Raw genomic sequence first — 21,824 nt, forward strand, 5'->3', positions numbered from 1 at the left:
ACCATGAGGCCATGGCCGTGACGACCGCCCCCGCACTCGACGCCCACCGGTTGCGCGCCGACTTCGCCGTCTTCGACGAGATCGTCGACGGGAGGCCGGTCGCGTATCTCGACTCGGCGTCGTCGACGCAGAAGCCGCGGCAGGTCCTCGACCGCATGCGGCACTTCTACGAGCACGAGTACGCCAACGTGCACCGGGGCGTCTACCGGCTCGCCGAGCGCGCCACGGAGGGGTACGAATCCGCGCGCCGCACCGTCGCGGCGTTCGTCAACGCCCCGTCCGAGCGCGAGGTGATCTTCACGCGCAGCACGACCGAGGCGCTCAACCTCGTGGCCTACGCGTGGGGTCTCGACAACCTCGGCCCGGGCGACGTGGTCGTGGTCTCCGAGCTCGAGCACCACGCGAACTTCGTGCCCTGGCAGTACGTCGCCAGCCGCACGGGCGCGAGCTTCCGCCACATCCCCATCGACGACGCGGGCGAGCTGCAGCTCGAGGCGCTCGAGACGCTGGCCGGCGAGGGAACGATCAAGGTCGTCGCCACCGGGCTCATCTCGAACTCGCTCGGGACGATCAACCCGGTCGAGCGCATCGCGGCATGGGCGCACGAACAGGGGGCGATCATGGTCGTGGACGCAGCCCAGGCGGCGCCGCACCGCGCCGTCGACGTGCAGGCGCTCGGCTGCGACTTCCTCGCCTTCTCGTCGCACAAGCTCTGCGGCCCGAGCGGCGTCGGCGCCCTGTGGGGCCGCCGCGATCTGCTCGAGGCGATGAGCCCGTTCAACCTGGGCGGCGAGATGATCCGGTCGGTGGGCCTCGACAGGACGACGTTCAACGAGCTGCCGTACAAGTTCGAGGCGGGCACGCCGGCGATCGCCGAGGCGGTCGGGTTCGGCGCGGCCGTCGACTACGTCTCCGCGGTGGGGCTCGAGGCGATCGAGCGCCACGAGCACGAGATCACCGTCTACGCGATGGGGCGGCTCGGTGAGCTCGGCTTCGTGCGGCTGTTCGGCCCTCCCGTGGAGCGTCGCGCCGGCATCATCTCGTTCGCGGTCGAGGGCGTGCACCCGCACGACGTGGCGCAGGTCCTCGACTGGGAGGGCGTCGCCGTGCGCGCGGGCCACCACTGCACGCAGCCGCTGATGGCGCGTCTCGGAGTGGCGGCGACGACGCGCGCGAGCTTCTACCTGTACTCCCTCCCGGAGGAGGTCGACCGTCTGGTCGACGGCCTGCACAAGGTGAAGAGGAGCCTCGGGTGAGCGAGTTCGAGCAGCTGTACAGAGAGGTCATCCTCGACCACTACAAGACGCCGCGGAACCATGGCCTGCTCGATCCCAACGACGCGGTGGCAGAAGGGCAGAACCCGCTGTGCGGCGACGAGGTCACCGTCTCGGTGCGCTTCGGCGCGGCCGACGTGATCGACGAGGTCGGCTTCGAAGGGCGCGGCTGCGCGATCAGCCAGGCGGCCACCTCGATGCTGACGGATCTCGTCAAGGGCCGCGCTGCCGAGGACGTCGCCGCGATGTCGAAGGACGAGCTGCTCGACGAGATCGGGATTCCGCTCACGCCCGTGCGGCTCAAGTGCGCGCTGCTCGGGCTCGGCGTGCTGAAGGTCGCCCTGCACAAGGCCAAGGGCACGCCGCTCCCGGAGGAGTGGGGCACCTCGACCGTGGACATCCGGCTCAGCTGACGGTGGTCGAGATCGAGGTCTGCCCGCTCGGCGAGCTGCCGCCCGGCACGGTGCGGATCGTCGCGGCCGCGCCGCTCCTGTCGATCGGCGTCTACAACTGCGACGGCGCCCTGTACGCGCTCGAGGATCGCTGCTCGCACGACGACGGCCCGCTGTGCGAAGGGGAGTTCGACTGCGCGGAGGGCATCGCCGTCTGCCCCCGCCACGGCGCCCGCTTCGAGATCGCGACGGGACGGGCACTCTCCCTGCCGGCCTACATCCCGGTCGACACCTATCCGGTGCGGGTGCGGGACGACGGGATCGTCGTCGTCGACGTGTAGGCCCCGCCTTTCGCCGTCCTGCCCGCTCGATATACACTCGGGCTACCGCGGAAAGGAGGTGGTCCGGACGTGACAGATTCGTGCAGTACCGGCAGTGGAGGTACCAGCGGGTAGAGGCGTGTCCCCGAGACCCACGGGGAATCGCCATAGCCACGCGTAGGGGACGCGCGATCCGCGCCGCCGGCCGGGAATCCTCCGGTGCAGGCAGGAAGCGCCTCTACCACTTCGACGCTGGCCACCGGGAGCGAGGGCCGCCGTGAGGCGGCCCTCACCCTCTTTCCGGGGGATCCGCGACGGGAGCCGTGCGGGTCGAGGTCACGGCCCGACACGGCGCAGTCGCAGCGCCAGGGCGGCGATCCAGCCGAACAGGATCGCCAGGAAGACGAGGAACGTCGCCTGTCCGTGCGGACCGCCGACGAGCGAGAGAGCCAGGGCGACGCCGACGAGCGGCGACGCGACGGCGAACGGCCGCCAGCGCCTGTCGCCGCGGAGCGCGAGCCCGAGCACGCAGGTCGCGAGCAGGATCGACGGCAGCGCGACGACGAACGAGATGCCGTGGATCCAGCCGTTCGGCGTCGACGGGTCGCCGCCGTGCACCGACGTCCAGTCGACGCGTGCGGATGAGGTCGCGATCGCCGTTCCGAACAGCACGAGCAGCGTGGTCGCGACGATCGCCGACGGGCGCCGTGGAATCGCTCGACGGAGGCCGATCGCGAAGATGACCACGAGCAGCCCCGTGACGGCGAATGCGACGACCTGCATCCATCCGTGGGGCCCGAGCGCGAGGCAACTCGGATAGGGGAGGCTTTCGCCGCCGAACAGCCTCCAACCGATCGAGTGCAGGAAGTCCCTGCTCCACCACGTGTTGAGCAGGACGAGGCCGAGGAACAGCGGTCCCGCCGCGATCCCGGCCGCAGGGCCGAGGCGCACGGACACTGGTCGCGCGCCGGCCGTGGGTGCATGTGGGAGGTCGGTCATCGCAGGTCTCCTTGGGGTCGTTTGCGAGACGGTAGGGCCGGTGCCCGTACCGGGCCTCGGCAGGCAGGCTGGATCGCGCCCGTCCTCGCGGATGAGCCGCGCTCAGCCGTTCGGCGGAGGCGACGGCGAGCCCGGCGCGGTACCGTCCGCGCGTGACGCTGCGCTGGAGCGACCGGAAGCAGGACGTGGCGGACGTCACGATGGCGCTGGCGATCGCCGTCGAGGGGCAGATCGAGGCGTGGACGGCGCCGCTCTACCCGTCGAGCGGCGCCGGCAGCCCGCACATCGTCGGGTCGCGCCCGGTCGTGGCCGCGTCGTACCTCGTCGTGGCGCTCGCCCTGGTCGTGCGCCGTCGGCACCCCGCCGGCACGCTCGTCGCGATGGTGCTCGCGGCAGCGGTGCCCTCGCTGCTGTACGGGACGTCGCAGGGGTTCGCCCAGGTGCTCCCGTTCACGGTGGCGCTCTACACGGTCGGCGCGCACCGGGCGCGCCGCACGTCGGCGTGGGGCCTCGCCCTGCTCGCCGGCTTCGTCGCCTTCGGGCAGGCGCTCGATCCGGCGGTGCACTCGGTCGGCGACATCATCGGGGTGTTGCCGTTCGTTGTCCTGTTGATGCTCTTGCCGTTGGTTGCCGGCATGTACGTGCGCACCCGCCGCCTCTACGTCGCCGAGCTGCAGGCGCGCGCCGTGCGCGCCGAGGAGGAGCGTGAGGAGCGAGCCCGTGCCGCCGTCGTCGACGAGAAGCGGCGTATCGCGCGCGAGCTGCACGACGCCGTCGCACACTCGATGAGCGTGATGGTGGTGCAGGCCGAGGCCGCGGAGGAGATGCTCCGTCTCGACCCCGAGCGCGCACGCGTCCCCGTACAGCAGATCCAGCGCGTGGGCCGGGAGGGCCTCGCGGAGATGCGTCGCCTGCTCGGCGTTCTGCGTCGCGACGAGTCCCCCGCGAGCGCCCCGCAGCCCGGCCTCGCCCGCCTGCCGGAGCTTGCCGAGGAGATGCGGGCGGCAGGGCTGTCGGTCGAGCTTGCGGTCGCCGGCGAGCCGGGACCGTTGCCCGTCGGCGTGGACATCTCGGCGTACCGCATCGTCCAGGAGGCGTTGACGAACGTGCTCAAGCACGCGGGCGCCTCGCACGTGACCGTGCGCGTCGCCTTCGGGGACACGCTCGTGCTCGAGGTCGAAGACGACGGCGCCGGGGCGCCTGCGCGCGGCAACGGCGGCCACGGCATCGTCGGCATGCGCGAACGGGTCGCGCTCTACGGAGGCACGCTCGATGTCGGCACGAGCTCGGGTGGAGGGTTCGGCATCCATGCCACGCTGCCTGTCGTGGAGCCGGCATGATCCGCGTCCTCCTCGCCGACGATCAGGAGCTCGTGCGCGACGGGTTCGCGATGATCCTCGACGCGCAGGACGACGTCGAGGTCGTGGCGTCCGCCGCCGACGGCGCCGAGGCCGTCGAGCGGGTGCAGGCGACCATTCCCGACGTCGTCCTGATGGACGTGCGCATGCCCGGGGTCGACGGCATCGAGGCGACCAGGCGCCTGCGGGCGGGCGGCTTCGAGCGGCTCGGGATCCTCATGCTGACGACGTTCGACCTCGACGAGTACGTGTACGAGGCGCTGCGCGCGGGCGCCAGCGGGTTCCTGCTCAAGGACGTGCCGCGCGCGACGCTCGTCGACGCGGTGCGGGTGATCGCCGCCGGCGATGCGCTGTTCGCGCCGGCGATCACCCGCAAGCTGATCGAGCGCTACGTCGCCGGGCCGCGCGTCAGCGATGCGCCTCCGCCCGAGTTGGCCGAGCTCAGCGAGCGCGAACGCGACGTGCTGCTGTGCGTCGTGCGCGGCCGCTCGAACGCAGAGATCGCCGCGGATCTCTACGTCAGCGAGGCGACGGTCAAGACCCATGTGGCCGCCGTGCTGCGCAAGCTCGGCGTGCGCGACCGCGTGCAGGCAGTCGTGTGGGCCTACGAGACCGGCGTCGTCAGGCCCGGCGGCTGAGCGGACGCCGCCGGCGGTCACGGCGATCGGGGACGCCGTGCTCCGACGCGGCTGCGGGCCCGCGCCAGGTGGCGCGCGTGCATTCGTGGAACGTCCTCGGGCAGCGCGGGTATGCGCCGCCGGACGATATCGGCGATCGTCGCGGCGGCTGCGCGGATGCGCGCGCGGCGCTCGCGCTCCGCGACGACGAGCCTGCGTGTGCTCTCGTAGCACGGTGTCGCGAGCCGAGCCCGGCGCGCCCGGCGGCGGAGCCGGCGCCAGACCTCGGCCGCGCAGCCGAGATCTCGCGTCTCGCGGACGGCCCGCACGAAGCGGGCGTCGATCGCGGGGGAGAACTGCATGTCGTGCAGCGTGCCCGAAGGGCCGTGACGTGTGTGCGTCGCCTCCGCGACGCTTCTGTGTCGGCTCCCCTCGCCCGTGGGGCGTTGCGGAACGTCAGGTCGCCCACCCGCGGACGGGAACGCTCGTGCCGATGTGTCACAAGCTGCTCCTCACGCGGTCGTGGGGCTCCGCGCGTGCGGAGTGCCGCACGCGGCGTCAGCTCGGCCCGCCGCCGGGATGCTCGGCGCTGTCGCCGGCGTGCTCGGCAGTCGGCTGTCGCGCCGCCGCGGCGCGGCGCAGCTGCTCGTCGAGCGGCACGAGGTCGTGCAGGCCGAGTTCGGCCATGCCGGCGCCGCCGTCGCAGACGACGTTGTCGCCGAGGCCGAGCATCGTCAGCTGATCGCGGGTCAGCGGCGGGTCGGGGAGCCGTTCGAGCACGAGCGCAGGCGCACGCATCAACAGCGCGGGGATGTGCACCGTCGGCCGGCGGGTGCCGAGCGCCTCCTTGATCGCGCGCCAGAGGCCGTTCCAGTCGACGACCTCCGGGCCGCCGAGCTCCACGAGCAGGTCGTCCGAGCGGTCGCTCGCGAGGACGACCGCGCGCGCGACGTCGTCCACCCAGATCGGCTGCAGTCGCTGTCTGCCCGGGCCGACCACCGGCGTCACCGGCGCGAGGCGAGCGATGCGCAGGAAGCGCGGCAGCGCGCCGCCGTCGGCGCCGAAGACGAAGCTCGGCCGCAGGATCGCGTGCGGGATGCCGGCTGCAGCCACCGCTTGCTCGCACTCCCACTTCGCCCGGTAGTAGGGCACGGTTCCCTTCGTCTCCTCGCTCGTCCCGAGCGCGCTCATGTAGACGAGGCGCCGCGCTCCCGCCTCCTGCGCCGCGGCGATCACAGCGGCGGTGCCCTGCACCATCACCCGCTCGAAGTCGGCCGGGCGGCCGGCGATGATCGCGACGAGATGGACGACGGCGTCGACGCCTTCCGTCGCCTCCCGGAGCGACGCCGGATCGGTGACGTCGCCGTGGGCGAGCTCGCAGTCGACCGCGTCCAGCATGGCCGTGGCGGCGGCGTCGCGCACGAGCGCGCGCACCCGCCGGCCCTCGGACGCCAGCGCCGCGACGACGTGACGTCCGACGAACCCGGTTGCGCCCGTGACGAGGATCACGACTCGAAGTTCTTCCAGTAGCGGCTCGGCGTCGGGCCGCGCTGGCCCTGGTACTTCGACCCGAGCGACCCCGCGCCGTACGGCGTCTCCGCCGGCTCGGACATCTGCACGAACGAGATCTGGCCGATCTTCATGCCGGCGTAGATGGTTATCGGCAGGCTCGCGACGTTGGACAGCTCGAGCGTGACGTGGCCGTCCCAGCCGGGGTCGATGAAGCCGGCGGTCGAGTGGATGAGCAGGCCGAGCCTGCCGAGCGACGACTTCCCGTCGAGGCGGGCGACGAGATCGTCGGGCAGCGTCACACGCTCGAGCGTCGAGCCGAGCACGAACTCGCCGGGGTGGAGGATGAACGGCTCGTCGTCCTCGATCTCGACGAGCTCCGTGAGGCCCTCCTGCTCGCGCTTCACGTCGATGTACGGGTAGCGCGAGTTGCGAAACACCCGGAACAGCCGGTCGACCCGAACGTCGAGGCTCGACGGCTGCAGCAGAGCCGGATCGTAGGGGTCGATGCCGATGCCGCCCGCCTCGACGAGGCGACGGATCGCGCGGTCGGAGAGGACCATGCCGCGATCCTAGAGGCTTTCGCGCCCGTCTCGCGCGCAGCGGGTTCGCGGTCGTCGCGCGGGGGATGCGATAGGCTCCCTGACCCGGTGTCCATGCTGTACGGACCGATGGACCCGAACGAGCGCTTCCGCGCTCGGCGGGACCAGATGCGCCGGTCGAAGCGGCGTCGGCGCGCCGCGGTCCTGGCGCTCGCGCTGACCGCGGTGATCGGCGTCGTCATGGGCGCGCGCTTCGTCGGCGGCGAGCACCCGACCCAGGCGGCCGTACCCGCCCGGCCGGCGGCCGCAGCGGGCGCGTCGGCGCCGCGGCCGCGGCCGCTGCCGCTCGAGGTCCGCGGCGTCCACGTGACGGGAGCGCTCGCGTCGCTACCCGGGAAGTTCGCCGACTACGTCGGCTACACCCGCTACGGGCTCAACACGATCGAGCTCGACGTGAAGGACGAGAGCGGCGAGATCGGGTTCGTTCCCGCCGACGTGCCGCTCGCGCGGCAGGTAGGGGCGGCGCGCCCGTTGTACGAGCCGCGCACGCTGGTCCGGCTCGCGCACCGGCGGGGCGTCTACATGATCGGCCGCGTCGTCTGCTTCCAGGACCCCAAGCTCGCGCAGGGACGACCGGACCTCGCGGTGCGGCGGCGCGACGGCTCGGTGTGGACGACGAGTGGCGGGCTCGGCTGGGTGAACCCCTACGACCGGCGCGTATGGGACTACTGCGTCTCGATCGCCGAGGCGGCGGCGCGGGCCGGCTTCGACGAGATCATGTTCGACTACGTCCGCTTCCCCTCCGACGGCGACGTCGGGAGCGCCGTCTACCGCGGTGAGACGAGCACGCCGCGCGGGCGCGTCATCGCCGGCTTCGTCGCCTACGCCAGGCGCCGGCTCGAGCCCCAGGGCGTGCGCGTCGCCACGGCGTTGTTCGGGCTCGCCGCGACGCGCGACCTCGGCATCGGCCAGGTGCCGCGCTGGATCTCGGCGCATGTCGACAGCGTCTCGCCGATGTCGTATCCGGCCCTCTACGGCGCCGGCGAGCTCGGTCTCGCGAGCCCGAGCGAGCAGCCGGGCGAGACGGTGTACCGCACGCTCTCGGACTTCCGCCGCCAGATGAAGGGATCGCGCGCCCAGCTCGTGCCGTGGGTGCAGGACTGGGGCTACACCCCGCAGCAGGTCATCGCGCAGATCGCCGCCGCCCGCCTGCAGGGCGCAAAGGGCTTCCTGCTCTGGAACGCGTCCGGGATCTACACGACGGAAGCGCTCGCGCCGGAAGCGCTCGCGCCGCCCGCCGGCTAGCGGCTAGGGCCCGAGGCGCCGCCGCTGCCAGCCGCCGTCAGCGGCTCGCGTGTAGAGCACCCGGTCGTGCAGGCGGCTCTGCTGTCCCTGCCAGAACTCGATCGTGTCCGGGACGATGCGATAGCCGCCCCAGAACGGCGGCAGCGGCACCTCCTCCTCGCCGGCGAAGCGACGCTCCACCTCGGCGTAGCGCCGCAGCAGCTCGTCACGCGAGGCGAGCGGGCGCGACTGCGGCGAGGCCCAGGCGCCGAGCCGGCTGCCCCGCGGCCGTGTGCGGAAGTAGGCGAAGGACTCGTCGTCGTCGACGCGGACGACAGTGCCCTCGACCCGCACCTGACGATCCTGCAGCTCCCAGTGCAGCACGATCGCCGCGCGCGGGTTGGCTTCGAGCTCGACGGCCTTCCGGCTCTCGCGGTTCGTGTAGAAGACGAATCCGCGCGGGTCATGCCCCTTCAGCAGCACCATGCGCACCGACGGGGCGCCGTCCGCCGCCGCCGTCGCGAGCGCCATCTGCTCCGGGTAGGGCACGCCTGCCGCCGACGCCTCGGCGAACCAGCGCTCGAACTGGACGTGGGGATCGGGATCGAGGTCGTCGACGTCCACCGCTTCGAGCCTACCGCCCCGAGGCTCCGCTAGGCTCCGGATCATGGCCGCGACGAGGACGATCGAGCTCCGCACGGAGATCCCGGGCCCGCGCTCGCGGGAGATCTTCGCGCGCGCCGCGGTGGCCCTCGCGAAGCCGCTGCAGGTGTATCTGCCCGTCTTCGCCGCGAAGGCGCACGGCGCGACGATCACGGACGTCGACGGCAACACGTTCATCGACTTCGCGGGGGGTGTCGGCGTGGTCAACGTCGGCCACTGCAACCCGCACGTCGTCGACGCGATCCAGGAGCAGGCGGCCCGCTTCGTCCACACGGACTTCACCGTCGTGCCCTACGAGTCCTACGTGGATCTCGCCGAGCGCCTCGGCGCGCTTGCGCCCATCGGCGGGCCCACGCGCGCCGCCTTCTTCAACTCCGGCGCGGAAGCCGTCGAGAACGCCGTCAAGATAGCCCGTCTCTCCAGCGGTCGTCCGGCCGTGATCGCCTTCGAGGCCGGCTTCCACGGCCGCACGCTCCTTGCCATGACGATGACGTCGAAGGTGCACCCGTACAAGACGGGGATGGGACCGTTCGCCCCCGAGGTGTACCGTGCGCCGTTCCCGCACGCCTACCGCGGCATCTCCTCCGAGGATGCGCTCGCCGCGATCGAGCGCATGTTCCACACCCACGTGGCGCCGTCCCAGGTCGCGGCGATCGTCTTCGAGCCGCAACTCGGCGAGGGGGGCTTCATCCCGGCCCCGCCGGCGTTCGTCGAGGGCATTCGCGCCATCTGCGACCGCCACGGCATCGTCATGGTCGCCGACGAGGTGCAGACCGGCTTCGGCCGTACCGGCCGCATGTTCGCGATGGAGCACTACGGCGTCGAGCCCGACCTCGTCGTCGTCGCCAAGTCGATCGCGGCCGGCCTGCCCCTCTCCGGCGTGATCGGCAGGGCCGAGATCATGGACGCGCCGCACGCCGGCGCCGTCGGCGGTACCTACATCGGCAACCCGGTCGCTCTCGCGGCGGCGCTCGCAGTGCTCGACGTGTTCGCCGAGGACGACCTCGTCGCCCGTGCCGCGGTCGTCGGCGAGCGGATCCGCGAGCGCATGCTCGCATGGCAGCGGCGCCGGCCGCAGATCGGCGACGTGCGCGGCCTCGGCGCCATGCTCGCGGTCGAGCTCGTCCGCGACCCCGCCACGAAGGAGCCGGCGGCCGACCTCGCCGCGCGCGTGATCGAGGCGGCTCTCGAGCGCGGCCTCATCCTGCTCAAGGCCGGTGTCGAAGGCAACTGCATCCGGGTGTTGTGTCCGCTCACGATCGAGGACGCCGTCCTCGACGAGGCGCTCGCCGTCTGGGACGACGCGCTCGCCGCCGTCCTCGCGTAGGCAGCCCTTCCTCCTCCCGGCGCCGGCCGGCGAGGGCCGGGGAGACCTAGTACTCGAGCCGCGAGCGGCGCTCGTGGCGTTCGAGCGCCAGCGCGATCAACCGGTCGAGCAGCTCCGCATAGGGGATGCCGGCGGCGTCGAACAGCTTCGCGTACACGCTCGTCGCGGTGAAGCCCGGGATCGTGTTCAGCTCGTTCACGACCACCTCGCCGTCGGGCCGCACGAAGAAGTCGACGCGGGCCATGCCCTCGCAGTCGGTCGCCACGAACGACTCGATCGCGAGGCGGCGCACCCGCTCCGCCGCCTCGTGCGGCAGGCGGGCCGGCACGACGAGCTCCATGCCGCCGTCGGCGTACTTCGCGTCGAAGTCGTACCAGTCCGCCCGGGCGACGATCTCGCCGACCGGCGAGGCGACCGGATCCCGGTCTCCGAGCACGCCCACCTCGACCTCCATGCCCGGTTGGAACTCCTCCACCAGCACCTTGTCGTCGTGGCGGCGGGCAAGCGCGACGGCGGCCTCGAGATCACGCTCCTCGGTTACCTTCGAGATGCCGACCGACGACCCGAGCCGCGCCGGCTTGACGAACACGGGGTAGCCGAACGGGTTCCGCACGGGGTCACCGGCGCGCAGCGTGAGGTTCGGCGCCACGGGAATGCCGCGGTCGCGCAGCACCGCCTTGAACAGATCCTTGTCCATGCACAGCGCCGACGCCGCCACGCCCGAGCCGACGTACGGAACGCCGGCGAGCTCGAGCAGGCCCTGCACCGTCCCGTCCTCGCCGAACGGGCCGTGCAGGATCGGGAGCACGACGTCGACGGCGCCGAGGGCCGCCGGGGCGGCGGCAGTCGGGATCGGGAGCGACGGCGCCGCCGCCGCCGCGGCCGGCGCGGCAGAGCCGGCGGCGGCGGGAAGCGCCCACGTGCCGTCGCGGCCGATCTCGATCACCCGCGTCTCGTAGCGGGCGGGATCGAGCGCGTCGAGCACCGAGCGGGCGGAGGCCAGCGAGACCGCGCGCTCGCTCGAGCGTCCACCGGCGAGGATCGCGATCCGCATGCGCGCGCTCACGGCGTCGTGGCGGTCGTGGCGGTCGTGGTCGTGGTCGTGGTCGGCGGAACGTACGTGCCGACGAACAGCGTCACGACCGTCCCGGGCTGCTGGTCGCTGTTGCCCGGCGGATCCTGCGACATCACGACGCCGTCGAAGGCCTGCACGTCGGTGTCCTGCCGGGTCACCGTGACCTTGAAGCCGGCGGCCTTCAGCGTCGCGCGCGCGTCCGCCTCCAGCTGCCCGCTGACGTCCGGGAGCGTCGTCGTCGTCGGGCCGTTCGAGACGGAGACGACCACGGTCGAGCCCTTCGTCGCGGTCGAGTTCCCGAGAGGCACCTGGCTCACGACGACCCCGGCCGGCTGGTCGCTCTCGACGGGGGTGCGCTTGACGGCGAACCCCTGCGCCTGCAGCAGCCCGAGCGCGGTTGCGTAGTCCATTCCCACGACGGCGGGCACGCCGACGGGCTTCGGCCCCGTCGAGTAGTTGATCCTCACCGTCGCCCCCGACACGAGCGGCGTTCCCGGCTTCGGATCCTGGCCCGTCACGATGTTCGTCGGCTTGTCGGAGGGGACGCCCACGGTCTTCGCCTGCAGGCCCGCCTGGGTCAGCGTCGCCACAGCGTCGGCGAGAGACGTGCCGACGACGCCGGGCACCTTGACCGTCGGCTTGCCGCTGGAGACGAGGATGGTGACGATGCCGCCGCGCGCGAGGCTCGTGCCCTCCTCCGGCTGCTGCGCGAAGACGATGCCGACCGGCGTGTCGGCGTTCGGAACGCGGCGCACGTTGTCGTCGAAGCCGTCGGCGTGGATGAGCGTGACCGCCTTCCGCTCCACGAGCCCGGTGTACTGCTGCACGCGCAGCGGCTTGGTGCTGTCGATCTGACTCTGCACCTTGTCGTAGAGGAAGTAGCCGGCGGCGGCGAGCGCGAGCAGCGCGCCGAGCGCGAGCAGCCACGGCCAGATGCTGCGTCGCCGCACGACGGGGCCGTCGTAGGCGCGGTAGCGCTCTCCGCCGCCGTACGCACCCCCCGTGCCGCCGACGCGAGGAGCAAGGCGCGTGGCCGCGGTCTCGTCGAGCGCCCCGGCGCCCGCGAGCACCATCGTCGCGGCGTTCTCGGTCTCGCTGCCGACCGCGTCGCCGCGGGCGACGAGCTCGAGGTCGCGATCCATGTCGCCGGCCGAGCGGTAGCGATCGGCCGGCTCCTTGGCGAGCGCGCGCAGCACCACGAGGTCGAGCCCGTGCGGAATGCCGTCGCGGCGGGTCGACGGAGAATCCGGCGTCTGCGAGAGATGCTTCATCGCGATCTCGACCGGTGTCTCGCCGCCGAACGGCACCGTGCCCGTGAGCAGCTCGTACAGGACGACCCCGGTGGAATAGAGGTCGGAGCTTTCCTCGACGGGGGCGCCGCGCGCCTGCTCGGGCGACAGGTACTGCGCCGTGCCGACGATCGAGCCCGCCTCCGTCATCTCGCTCGCGCCCGCCCGGGCGATGCCGAAGTCGGCGACCTTGACGCGTCCCTCGCGGTCGACGAGCACGTTGTGCGGCTTGATGTCCCGGTGGATGATCCCGTTGCGGTGCGCGTAGCGGAGCGCCGCGAGGATCTGGCGCGTGTACGAGATCGCGACCGGCACCGGACACGGGCCGCGTGTCACGATCAGCTCCTTCAGCGTCCTGCCCTCGATGTACTCCATCACGATGAAGTAGGAGCCGTCGTCGACGCCGCGGTCGTAGATCGAGACGATGTTCGGGTGCGACAGCGCCGCCGCGTGCGTCGCCTCGCGACGGAAGCGCTCGACGAACTGCGCGTCGTTCGCGTAGCGCTCGTGCAGCAGCTTCACCGCGACGCGGCGGCCGAGCTCCTGGTCCTCGGCGAGCCAGACGTCGGCCATGCCGCCGGCGCCGAGCTTGCGCTCGAGGCGGTAGCGGCCTGCGAACAGCGATCCGGTGAGGTCGGTGTGTGCCATGCGCCTCCGTACGTTAGGGATTCGCCGTCGGTGTCAGGAGCGCCTGCATCACGGTGCGGGCGATCGGCGCGGCGGTGGCACCGCCCGTCAGCGACTGGTTCTGGAGCACGACGGCGACCGCGAGCTCCGGCCTGGCGCCCTCCGGGCCCGCGAACGCGATGAACCAGGTGATGTTGCTGCCGGCGACCCCGGTCTCGGCCGTGCCCGTCTTGCCGCCGACGCGCAGGCCGGGAATCCGTGCCGCGACGCCGGTGCCCGCCTCCACGGCGCGCACCATCATCTCGCCGACGTCGCGCGCGGTCGCCGGCCGCACCGCGCGCCCGAGCTGCTCCGGTCTCGTGCGCTCGCGCGTCTTGCCGTTCGGCGTCACGATCTTCTCGACGACGGACGGGCGCATGAGGATGCCGCCGTTGCCGATCGCGCCCGCCACCATCGCCATCTGCAGCGGCGTCACGAGCAGGCGCTCCTGGCCGAACGCCATGCGGCCGGCGTCGACGTCGCGGTCGCGCTTCGGGTCGTAGAGCGACCCGCGGCGGTAGAGGCCGCTCGGGAGACGCTCGCTCTCCGGCGTCTCGAGCGGCGGGCGCTCGTAGAACCCGAACCGCTTCGCCTGCGCGAGGATCCGCTTCGCCCCGAGCGCGAGGCCGATGTTGCAGAAGACCGAGTTGACCGAGTGCTGGAGCGCGGTCGCGAGCGAGATGGTGCCGAACGGCCGCGACGTGTCGAAGTTGTTCACGCGCTTGCCGTACACCGTGCAGTACCCGGGGTCGGTGAAGGTGGAGGAGGGGGTGTAGCGGCCGGACTCGAGCGCAGCCGACGCCGTCACGACCTTGAACGTCGACCCCGGCGGGTAGAGGCCCTGGCTCGCCCGGTTGAGCAGCGGCGAGGCGGGTTTGCAGTTGGCGCTGATGCGCTCGATGCGGCCGAAGTTCGTCTCGACGTCGTTCGGGTCGTAGCTCGGCGACGACGCCATCACGCGCACGCGTCCCGTGCGCGGATCGAGCGCGACGACGGCTCCGCAGTTGGAGCCGAGCGCCTCGAAGGCGGCGCGCTGGGCGCCGACGTCGAGCGACGTGACGACGGTTTCGCCGACGATCGGCTTGCCGTTGAGCTTGTCCAGCGACCGGTCGACGAGCGACGAGAGGCTCTGCGACGAGCCGGTGAGCGCCTCGTTGAGCGATCGCTCGAGGCCGGTGCGCGAGCGCGCGACCGTGGAGTAGCCGACCACGTGGGCGGTGAGGCGACCCTGCGGGTAGCGGCGGAAGTAGAGCGTGTGCCCGTTCGTCGTGCGGGCGCGGTTGCGCGCGAGCACGCGGGAGGGAGAGAGGATGAGGCCGCGCTTGATCTCGAACTGGGCGACGCGCTGGATCTCGTTGTCCTGCCGCTCGGCGAGCGCGGGGCGAGCCCACGTCTGCCAGTACGTCGTCGCGACGATGAGGACGACGAGAAGCCCCATCGCGATCGTTCCGACCCGGCCGATCTGACGGTTCAAAGGCGCTCCGCCGCCGACGCCGAGGCCCGGTTGGAGACGAGCATGAGCAGGGCCAGCAGGACGAAGTTCGAGATGATCGACGAGCCGCCGTAGGAGACGAACGGCAGCGTGATGCCCGTCAGCGGCACGACACGCAGCACGCCGCCGACGATGATGAACGTCTGCAGGGCGAGGCCGAAGGTGAGCCCCGTGGCGAGCAGCTTCGAGAAGCCGTCCTGGGCGATGAGCGCGATGCGCATGCCGCGGGCGACGGCGACCATGAACAGGAGCAGCACCGCCGCCGCCCCGATCAGGCCGAGCTCCTGGGCGAGCGCCGAGTAGACGAAGTCCGTCTTGAGGTACGGGATCAGCGGCGCGCCGTCCACCGTCTCGAACGTGCCCTTGCCGAGCCCGGTGCCGCCGTAGCCGCCGTTTGCAATCGAGTAGAGGCTCTTCACGAGCTGGTACGAGTCGCAGTTCTGACGGTACTCGAGCTTCCCGTTGATCGCGCAGTGCACCTTCTCGTCGGTCCACGGGTGCAGCCACACCGTGACGCGCTGCTGCACGCGCGAGAGCGCGTTGTAGAGGGCCGCGGATCCCGCCACGAACAGTGTCAGGCCGACGCCGACGTAGAGCACGCGCCCGGTGGCGGCATACACCATCGCGAGGAAGATGCCGAAGTTGAGCAGCGCCGAGCCGAGGTCGCTCGTCTGCACGAGCACGAGCATGGCGGCGCCCCAGATCGCGAGCAGCGGTCCGAGGTCCTTCAGCCGCCCCTGCGCGAGCGACTCGCGCTTGTCGCGCAGGTAGCCGGCAAGGAAGACGATGAGGAAGATCTTCGCGAGCTCGCCGGGCTGGAACTGGAAGGCGCCGATCCTCACCCACAGATTGACGCCGTTGACGCGGTACCCGAGCCCCGGCACCGACGGCAACAGCAGCAGCACGACGGCGGAGACGCCGAACAGGTACTTGTAGCGCTCGAGCACGCGGTAGTCCCAGCGCAGCCACAGGAGCGTCGCGGCGAAGGCGGCCACGCCGAGCGCCACCCACAGCGCCTGCCGGCGGGCGTCGCCGGGCCCGAGGCGGTAGATCACCGTCAGGCCGATCGCGGTCAGCAGCCCGGCGAGCGGCAGCAGCGTCGGATCGGCCCAGGGCACCGCGACGCGTGCGACGAGATGGCCGACGAGGTAGAGGCCGAAGACGACCCCGACGTAGCCGAGCCAGCGGACGGAGGCGAGCCCGCTCTGGGCGATCGAGACGCTGGCGAAGGCCGCCGAGGCGACGACCGCCGCGAGGAGGAGGTTGGCGAGCTCCTTGTTGCGCGCGCTCACCGCGCGATGCCCCACCACACGAGCAGCGGGCCGACGGTAGCCGCCGCGACGACCGCGGCGAGCGCGAGCCGGCGCCCGCCCGCACCCGCGCCGTGACGTCGCACGGGCGGCGCGGTCGGCGGCGGCGGCTGCGGCGCCCCGCCCGGTACTGCCTGCTCGGCGGTCACGGCGTCGGGCTCGGCGGCGAGCTCCGATGGGGGCGGCTCGCCGTCGATCACCTCGAACAGCACGACCGTGATGTTGTCCTCGCCGCCGGCGCCGTTGGCGGCGTCGACGAGCGCCCCGGCGCCCCGCTCTGGATCGCCGCCGGCCGCGTCGAGCAGCGCGAGGATGTCCGCGTCGCGCACCATCGAGGTGAGGCCGTCGGAGCACAGCAGGTAGAGGTCGCCGGGAAGCATCGACACCGTGAGCGCGTCGACCTCCACCTGCGCCTCCGTCCCGAGCGCGCGGGTGATCACCGAGCGGTGGGGATGCTGCTCCGCCTCCTCGGGCGAGAGCCGCCCGCTGCGGACGAGCTCGGCCACGAGCGAGTGGTCGGCCGTCAGCTGTGCCAGTTCGCCGCCGCGCACCCTGTAGGCGCGAGAGTCGCCGACATGCCCGATCGCGATCGTCCCGGCCCGCTCGTCGACGAGCATGGCCGTCACCGTCGTCCCCATGCCCGCCACGGTCGGATCGCCGAGCGCGTGCCGGAAGATACGGTCGTTGGCCTCCCGCACGAGCTCCGCGACGGCCTCGGCGCCGCGGAGCTCGAGGGCGCGCTCCTCGAGCGCGGCCGCGGCAAGACGCGAGGCGATCTCGCCTGCCTGTGCGCCGCCCATGCCGTCGGCGACCGCGAACAGCGGCGGATCGCAGACGAATGCATCCTCGTTCTGCAGGCGCCGGCGTCCCGTGTCCGTCAGCGCGCTCGCCCGGCCGATTCTCATCGCTCCACCCTCAGGTCTGTCTGGCCGATGCGGAGGACGTCGCCGCTGCGCAGCAGCCGGGCGCTCGTCACGCGTGCACCGTTCACGAACGTCCCGTTCGTGGATCCGAGGTCCTCGACCCAGAGGCCGTCGGGGCGCGGCTCGAGCAGCGCGTGGCGCGTCGACACGAACTCGTCGCCGTCGAGCCGCACCGCGTTCTCACCGCCGCGCCCGAGGCGCGTCGGCGCCGCGACTTCGAGCATGCTGCCCGCCTGCAGGGCCGGGCTGTCGAGCACGAGCAGCCGTGCTCGTGGCCCCCGCACGACGGGCTCGTAGCGCGCGCGCAGTGCGTCCGCCTCCTGCGCGCCGATGACGAGCGACTCCTGGGGGGCGGCGCGCAGGTCGCGCGTGGCCGACCGCACGACCGCCCAGATGAACAGGTAGAGCAGGATGAGGAAGCCGATCTTGAGCGCCAGCAGCGCCACGTCGGCGTCGACGGCGCCGAGTACGCCCGTCACGGGAGCGCGCGGCCGAAGACGATGTCCGTGGCGCCGATGGTGATGCGGTCGCCGTCCGCCAGCTTGGCCCGCGTCACCCGGCGGCCGTTCACGTCGGTGCCGTTCGTCGACCCGAGATCGACGAGCCAGTAGGTCGCGCCCTCCTGCACGATCTCGGCGTGGCGGCGGGACACGTTGACGTCGGCGAGCCGGATGTCCGCTTCTCGCGACCGGCCGATGACGACCGACCGTGACGTGATCGGGTGGGCGCGACCGTCCACGGTCAGCGTCACCACCTCGCGCTCCGGCTCGGGCGGCGCGACACCGTCCTCCCGCGCGAACGGCGGTGAGCGGTAGATCATCGTCGCCGCCGGCGCGCTGTCGAGAGCGGGCGTCGCGGCCGGCGGCGCCGGCACGAGGGGCGTCGGCGGCGCCGGGATCGGGGCGCTGGACGCAGGCGGCAGCGGCGGCAGGCCCTCCTCGGGCTGCGCCACACGGGTGGCGATGCCGAACTCCCCGATCACGAGGTCGACGTCGGTCGTGATCGAGACGCGCGGCGGCGTCAGCAGGGCATAGCCCTCCCTGCGCGCGTGCTCCGTCAGGTACTCCTGCAGCTCGCCGATCAGCGATCCCTCGTACGACGCGAACTGCTGCCGGTCGCCGGGCGAGAGGTAGACGGTGTACTCGTTCGGGACGTAGACGCGCGAGACGGAGACCGAGCGGTGCTCGTCCATCTCCTTCGCCAGCTTGCGGGCGAGCTCGACCGGCTGCACGTGCGCGCGGAAGGCCCGGCCGAAGACGCCTTCGAAGAGGCCTTCGATCTTGCTCTCGATGGTGCGCAGGACGCTCATTGCGGGGGAGGCCTCCTCCGCGCTAAGGGTAGCGGCCACTCGCGCGCGACACCGCGGCGAGCACGCCGCACAGCAGCCAGGTGCCGAGCACGAAGCCGAGCGCGGGAACCCCGGGTGCGCCGAGCAGCACGACCGCCAGCTGCAGCGCGCCGAGCGCCGCGATGCCCCACAGCCCCCGGCGCCGCGCGGCGGGGAGCAGCGCGGCGGTGAGCGCGAGCCCGGCGGCGGCGACCGGGATCGCCGGGTCGGCGGCGAGCACCGAGGTGGCGGCCGCGACCACGTCCCCGACGCGCGTCGAGCCCGCGAGCCCGAGGCTTTCCACGCGCGCTCCCGCCGGCGGCAGGGGAGCGCCGCGAAGCCCCGCCACGAGCGCCGCGACGAGGACTCCGACGCCTGCGTGGGCGGCGCGCCGCGCCGCGCCACGCGCGGGCTGGACGGCGAGTGGCAGCAGCGCGAGGGCCCCCAGCGAGGCGAGGATCGGCGCGGCCGCGAAGAGCAGCCCGGCACGCGCGTCGCGCCAGCAGAGGGCGAGCCAGCCGAGCGCGACGACCGCGTAGGCGACCGCCGCCGCCTGTGCGAGATTGCCGAGCGGGAAGACCGGAGCGAACAGCGCGATCGCAAGCCCTGCCCGCGGCGAGCGGAGCGCCGCGAGCCCGGCGGCGAGGGCGAGCAGCAGCACGAGGCCGGGCGTCCAGAAGGGCAGCAGCGTCGCCGCTGCGACGGTGGTCGCCGCCGCGAGCCCGGCGGGGACGAGCCGGCGCTCCAGCGGCAGCCGTGCCGCGGCGCGCGCCGGCCGGGCGCGGCGGGCTGCCGGCGGCCGCGGCACGACATGGCGCGCACGGCGGGGGGCGCCGACGGCGGCGCGCAGCTGCACGGCGAGACGCTCGGCCGATGGCCTGCGCGACGGGTCGACGGCCAGCGCGGACTCGATCGCCTCGACGAGCGCGGCCGCGAGATCGGGCCGCTGCTTCGTGATCGGCGGTGCGCCCGCCTCGATCGCGGCGGCGACCTGGGGCAGAGGCACGCCCCAGAACGGGTGCTGGCCGGCGAGCGCCTCCCAGAGCAGGACACCGACGGCCCACACGTCGCTCGCCGTCGTCGCCTCGCCGCCCGCGAGTCGCTCCGGCGAGATGTAGGCGAGCGTGCCGGGCACGTCCCCGACCGCGGTGAGCGTGTCCGTCTCGTCGAACTGCGCGAGGCCGAAGTCGAGCAGGCGCACCGACAGCTCGGGCTTGTCCTCGATGAGCACGTTCGAGGGCTTCACATCGCGGTGGACGATGCCGAGCCGGTGCGCGTGCGCAAGGCCGTCCAGAACCTGCGCAGCCGCCTCGATCGACGCGCGATCCGTCAGCTTGCCGGCCCGCAGCGCCTCGCGCATCGTGCGTCCCTGGACGTATTCGTAGGCGATGTAGACGTGGCCGGCGTCCCCGCCGAAGTCGTAGGCGCGTACGCAGCGCTCGTGCCGCAGCCGCGACGCCGCCTCCATCTCGCGGGCCGCGCGCGAGGCGCGCTTGCCCTCCCGCGGCACGATCTTGAGCGCCACTTCGAGCCCGGTGCGCTCGTCGCGCGCGAGCCAGACCGAGCCCGAGCCACCGCGACCGAGCGGGCGCAGGGGGCGGTATCGGTCGAGGACGAGGTCTCGTTGCGGAAGGGCGTAGGCGGCGCTCGACACGTCGGAGGCCCCTTCGCCGCCGCGCGGACACGTCCTTCCGTGCCGCCGCGGCGGGGCTGCCACGGGGCAGGGCAGGTTGCGCGGAATCGCTCTCTTCCTGCCTCCCGGCCGAAGCATGTCGTACACTCGCCCCGTCCCCCCGACGGGAGCAGATGCGTGAGCGCGCACGACGACGACATTCTCGACTTCGACTTCTTCGAGGACGACGCGACCCGTGAGACGCACGGCGAGCGGCGGCCTGCCGGCGCAGGGCGGCCGCAGGGCGGCGGCGGCCGGGGGCCGCGGCGGCCGGCGTTCCGCGCCCCGCACGGTCTCACGCCGCTGCTGCGCCTGGTCGGCCTGATCGCGTTCGCGATCGTGATCGTCGTCCTGCTCGTCGTCTGGGGCCAGGGCTGCTCGAGCAGCCAGAAGCGCGACACCTACAACCGCTATATGAGCGACATCGGCGGCGTCGGGTCGAGCTCGACCAAGATCGGCGCCGACCTGGCGGAGCTGCTCACGACCCCCGGCCTCAAGCAGACGGAGCTGGAGACGAAGCTCGGCGGGCTGATCCAGCGACAGCAGCAGGACATCGGCCAGGCGCAGGGCCTCGACGTGCCGGGGCCGCTGCGGCCGGCGCACGAGCATGCGATCGAGGCGCTGCAGCTGCGCGCCGGCGGCATGCAGGGCCTGCTCGCCACGTTCAAGGCGACGAAGGGCCAGGACGCGAAGAAGGCGACCACGGCCGGAGAGGAGCTGGCGGCGCAGGCGCGGCGCCTCGAGGCGAGCGACGTCGTCTGGCAGGACCTCTTCCGCGCGCCCGCGCAGGCGGCGGTGCAGAACGAGGGCCTGAGCGATGTCACGGTTCCCGCATCCGTCTTCGCCGCCAACGCCGACCTCTACAGCGCCCGCTCGATGACGTCGATCTGGCAGCGCATCCACGGCGCCGCCACGGGCGGCACCGCGTCCGGCGTGCACGGCACGGGCATCGAGTACACGAAGGTGCTGCCCGCCGGGACGCCGCTCACGATCGGCGGCAACGCGACCGTCGTGAAGGCGTCGACGGATCTCGCGTTCGAGGTGGGCGTGAAGAACACGGGCGCGAACCAGGAGGTGCGCGTCGAGGTGACGCTCACGATCCCGAAGGGGTCGACGCCGATCGTGAAGAAGCAGACGATCGACCTGATCGACATCGGCGAGGTCAAGACGGTCACCTTCAGGGACATCCCCGAGCCGCCGTTCGGGGAGAAGACGACGGTGAAGGTCGACGTGACGCCCGTCTCCGGCGAGCAGAACAAGGCCAACAACACGGCCGAGTACCCCGTCATCTTCTCCATCGGATAGATGTTCGACTCCCTCGCCGTCGCCGTTGCGGCATGCGCCGTCGCGGCCCTCGCGCTGCTCGGTGTCCTTCTGCTCGCGCGCGGCCTGCGCAGGGTGCAGGCGGCGCAGCGTGCCGTGCTCGGCGGCACCTCCCGCGACATGGTCGACTTCGCCGTGTCGCTGCAGGCGCGCATCGACGACCTCCATCGAGCCGTGGACGAGGTCGCCGCCGGCCTCTCGCGGGTCGACCGTCGCGTCGACGGCGCCATCACCAACACCGCCGTCGTCCGCTACGACGCCTACGAGGACACGGGCGGCCAGCAGTCCGCCTCGTTCGCATTCCTCGACGCGACCCGCACCGGCACCGTCGTCACCGCGATCCAGGGGCGCGACTACGCGCGCATCTACGTGAAGGACGTCGACCGCGGCAAGGCGTCGGTCGCGCTCTCACCGGAGGAGCAGGAGGCCGTCGAGCGCGCCATGGCCCGCTGACGGCGCCGC

At 72.6% G+C, this 21,824-nt stretch carries 22 protein-coding genes; 9 read left to right on the top strand and 13 right to left on the bottom strand.

The annotated features are described in order from the left end of the window. Positions 1 to 11: 11 nt before the first annotated feature. Genes Gocc_RS00095 through Gocc_RS00105 form a run of 3 tightly spaced genes read left to right on the top strand, consistent with a single transcriptional unit; the run spans position 12 to position 2,007 of the window. A complete protein-coding gene (locus Gocc_RS00095; protein WP_114794510.1) occupies positions 12 to 1,256 on the top strand; it encodes a cysteine desulfurase in 1,245 nt (414 codons plus the stop codon). After that, a complete protein-coding gene (gene sufU, locus Gocc_RS00100; RefSeq protein WP_114794511.1) occupies positions 1,253 to 1,687 on the top strand; it encodes a Fe-S cluster assembly sulfur transfer protein SufU in 435 nt (144 codons plus the stop codon). The genes Gocc_RS00095 and sufU overlap by 4 nt, the downstream gene beginning before the upstream one ends. Before the next feature lie 2 nt (positions 1,688 to 1,689). Further along, positions 1,690 to 2,007 carry a Rieske (2Fe-2S) protein gene (locus tag Gocc_RS00105; protein WP_114794512.1) on the top strand — a complete coding sequence of 106 codons (318 nt, stop codon included), beginning with the start codon at positions 1,690 to 1,692 and terminating at the stop codon, positions 2,005 to 2,007. Positions 2,008 to 2,322: 315 nt separating this feature from the next. Here Gocc_RS00105 and Gocc_RS00110 read toward each other — a convergent pair whose 3' ends face one another. Beyond that, positions 2,323 to 2,985 (bottom strand): DUF998 domain-containing protein, encoded by a 663-nt coding sequence (locus Gocc_RS00110; protein ID WP_114794513.1) that lies wholly within the window; start codon positions 2,983 to 2,985, stop codon positions 2,323 to 2,325. A gap of 152 nt (positions 2,986 to 3,137) precedes the next feature. Between Gocc_RS00110 and Gocc_RS00115 the strand changes: the two genes are divergently transcribed. Both Gocc_RS00115 and Gocc_RS00120 read left to right on the top strand, forming a co-directional pair. Next, the gene (locus tag Gocc_RS00115) at positions 3,138 to 4,325 is read left to right on the top strand and encodes a sensor histidine kinase (protein ID WP_114794514.1); all 1,188 of its coding nucleotides are present in this window, start codon (positions 3,138 to 3,140) and stop codon (positions 4,323 to 4,325) included. Continuing rightward, on the top strand, positions 4,322 to 4,981 hold the full coding sequence (locus Gocc_RS00120) for a response regulator (RefSeq protein ID WP_114794515.1): 660 nt from the start codon (positions 4,322 to 4,324) through the stop codon (positions 4,979 to 4,981). The genes Gocc_RS00115 and Gocc_RS00120 overlap by 4 nt, the downstream gene beginning before the upstream one ends. A gap of 17 nt (positions 4,982 to 4,998) precedes the next feature. Here Gocc_RS00120 and Gocc_RS00125 read toward each other — a convergent pair whose 3' ends face one another. From Gocc_RS00125 to dcd, 3 genes are all read right to left on the bottom strand, one after another. Continuing rightward, entirely contained in the window at positions 4,999 to 5,322 is a 324-nt protein-coding gene (locus Gocc_RS00125) for a hypothetical protein (RefSeq protein ID WP_114794516.1), read from the bottom strand. Positions 5,323 to 5,518: 196 nt separating this feature from the next. Further along, a complete protein-coding gene (locus Gocc_RS00130) occupies positions 5,519 to 6,469 on the bottom strand; it encodes an NAD-dependent epimerase/dehydratase family protein (protein ID WP_181813241.1) in 951 nt (316 codons plus the stop codon). Beyond that, positions 6,466 to 7,032: a dCTP deaminase gene (gene dcd / locus Gocc_RS00135; RefSeq protein WP_114794518.1), complete on the bottom strand. Its 567-nt coding sequence runs from the start codon at positions 7,030 to 7,032 to the stop codon at positions 6,466 to 6,468. Before dcd ends, Gocc_RS00130 begins: the two co-directional genes overlap by 4 nt. A gap of 108 nt (positions 7,033 to 7,140) precedes the next feature. Here dcd and Gocc_RS00140 point away from each other — a divergent pair, with 108 nt between their 5' ends. Beyond that, on the top strand, positions 7,141 to 8,316 hold the full coding sequence (locus Gocc_RS00140) for a putative glycoside hydrolase (RefSeq protein ID WP_181813242.1): 1,176 nt from the start codon (positions 7,141 to 7,143) through the stop codon (positions 8,314 to 8,316). Between the two features lie 3 nt (positions 8,317 to 8,319). On the opposite strand, the gene pdxH is transcribed toward Gocc_RS00140, so the two are convergent. After that, positions 8,320 to 8,964 carry a pyridoxamine 5'-phosphate oxidase gene (gene pdxH, locus Gocc_RS00145; protein WP_114795106.1) on the bottom strand — a complete coding sequence of 215 codons (645 nt, stop codon included), beginning with the start codon at positions 8,962 to 8,964 and terminating at the stop codon, positions 8,320 to 8,322. Between pdxH and gabT the strand changes: the two genes are divergently transcribed. Next, complete coding sequence (gabT, locus tag Gocc_RS00150; RefSeq protein WP_114794520.1) at positions 8,963 to 10,285, top strand: 4-aminobutyrate--2-oxoglutarate transaminase; 1,323 nt, start codon at positions 8,963 to 8,965, stop codon at positions 10,283 to 10,285. The genes pdxH and gabT overlap by 2 nt on opposite strands. 46 nt (positions 10,286 to 10,331) lie before the next feature. On the opposite strand, the gene Gocc_RS00155 is transcribed toward gabT, so the two are convergent. From Gocc_RS00155 to Gocc_RS00195, 8 genes are read right to left on the bottom strand one after another with little or no spacing between them, the layout of a single operon-like run. Further along, on the bottom strand, positions 10,332 to 11,351 hold the full coding sequence (locus tag Gocc_RS00155; protein WP_281268399.1) for a D-alanine--D-alanine ligase family protein: 1,020 nt from the start codon (positions 11,349 to 11,351) through the stop codon (positions 10,332 to 10,334). Next, complete coding sequence (gene pknB / locus Gocc_RS00160; protein WP_114794521.1) at positions 11,348 to 13,297, bottom strand: Stk1 family PASTA domain-containing Ser/Thr kinase; 1,950 nt, start codon at positions 13,295 to 13,297, stop codon at positions 11,348 to 11,350. Before pknB ends, Gocc_RS00155 begins: the two co-directional genes overlap by 4 nt. A 13-nt stretch (positions 13,298 to 13,310) precedes the next feature. Next, the gene (locus tag Gocc_RS00165) at positions 13,311 to 14,789 is read right to left on the bottom strand and encodes a peptidoglycan D,D-transpeptidase FtsI family protein (protein ID WP_147281130.1); all 1,479 of its coding nucleotides are present in this window, start codon (positions 14,787 to 14,789) and stop codon (positions 13,311 to 13,313) included. Continuing rightward, positions 14,786 to 16,099: an FtsW/RodA/SpoVE family cell cycle protein gene (locus tag Gocc_RS00170; RefSeq protein ID WP_181813243.1), complete on the bottom strand. Its 1,314-nt coding sequence runs from the start codon at positions 16,097 to 16,099 to the stop codon at positions 14,786 to 14,788. The genes Gocc_RS00165 and Gocc_RS00170 overlap by 4 nt, the downstream gene beginning before the upstream one ends. After that, a complete protein-coding gene (locus Gocc_RS00175; protein WP_114794524.1) occupies positions 16,096 to 17,022 on the bottom strand; it encodes a Stp1/IreP family PP2C-type Ser/Thr phosphatase in 927 nt (308 codons plus the stop codon). Before Gocc_RS00175 ends, Gocc_RS00170 begins: the two co-directional genes overlap by 4 nt. Then, the gene (locus tag Gocc_RS00180) at positions 17,019 to 17,519 is read right to left on the bottom strand and encodes an FHA domain-containing protein (protein ID WP_114794525.1); all 501 of its coding nucleotides are present in this window, start codon (positions 17,517 to 17,519) and stop codon (positions 17,019 to 17,021) included. Before Gocc_RS00180 ends, Gocc_RS00175 begins: the two co-directional genes overlap by 4 nt. Further along, complete coding sequence (locus Gocc_RS15865; protein WP_181813244.1) at positions 17,516 to 18,349, bottom strand: FhaA domain-containing protein; 834 nt, start codon at positions 18,347 to 18,349, stop codon at positions 17,516 to 17,518. The genes Gocc_RS00180 and Gocc_RS15865 overlap by 4 nt, the downstream gene beginning before the upstream one ends. 22 nt (positions 18,350 to 18,371) lie before the next feature. Beyond that, positions 18,372 to 20,021 (bottom strand): serine/threonine-protein kinase, encoded by a 1,650-nt coding sequence (locus Gocc_RS00195; RefSeq protein WP_181813245.1) that lies wholly within the window; start codon positions 20,019 to 20,021, stop codon positions 18,372 to 18,374. Between the two features lie 156 nt (positions 20,022 to 20,177). Between Gocc_RS00195 and Gocc_RS00200 the strand changes: the two genes are divergently transcribed. Together Gocc_RS00200 and Gocc_RS00205 are read left to right on the top strand one after the other, a co-directional pair. Then, entirely contained in the window at positions 20,178 to 21,344 is a 1,167-nt protein-coding gene (locus Gocc_RS00200; protein WP_114794527.1) for a CARDB domain-containing protein, read from the top strand. Then, positions 21,345 to 21,815, top strand: a complete 471-nt coding sequence (locus Gocc_RS00205) for a DUF4446 family protein (protein ID WP_114794528.1) — start codon at positions 21,345 to 21,347, stop codon at positions 21,813 to 21,815. Positions 21,816 to 21,824: the final 9 nt, after the last annotated feature.

Origin of the sequence: Gaiella occulta, assembly GCF_003351045.1 — a bacterium.
Classification (GTDB): domain Bacteria; phylum Actinomycetota; class Thermoleophilia; order Gaiellales; family Gaiellaceae; genus Gaiella; species Gaiella occulta.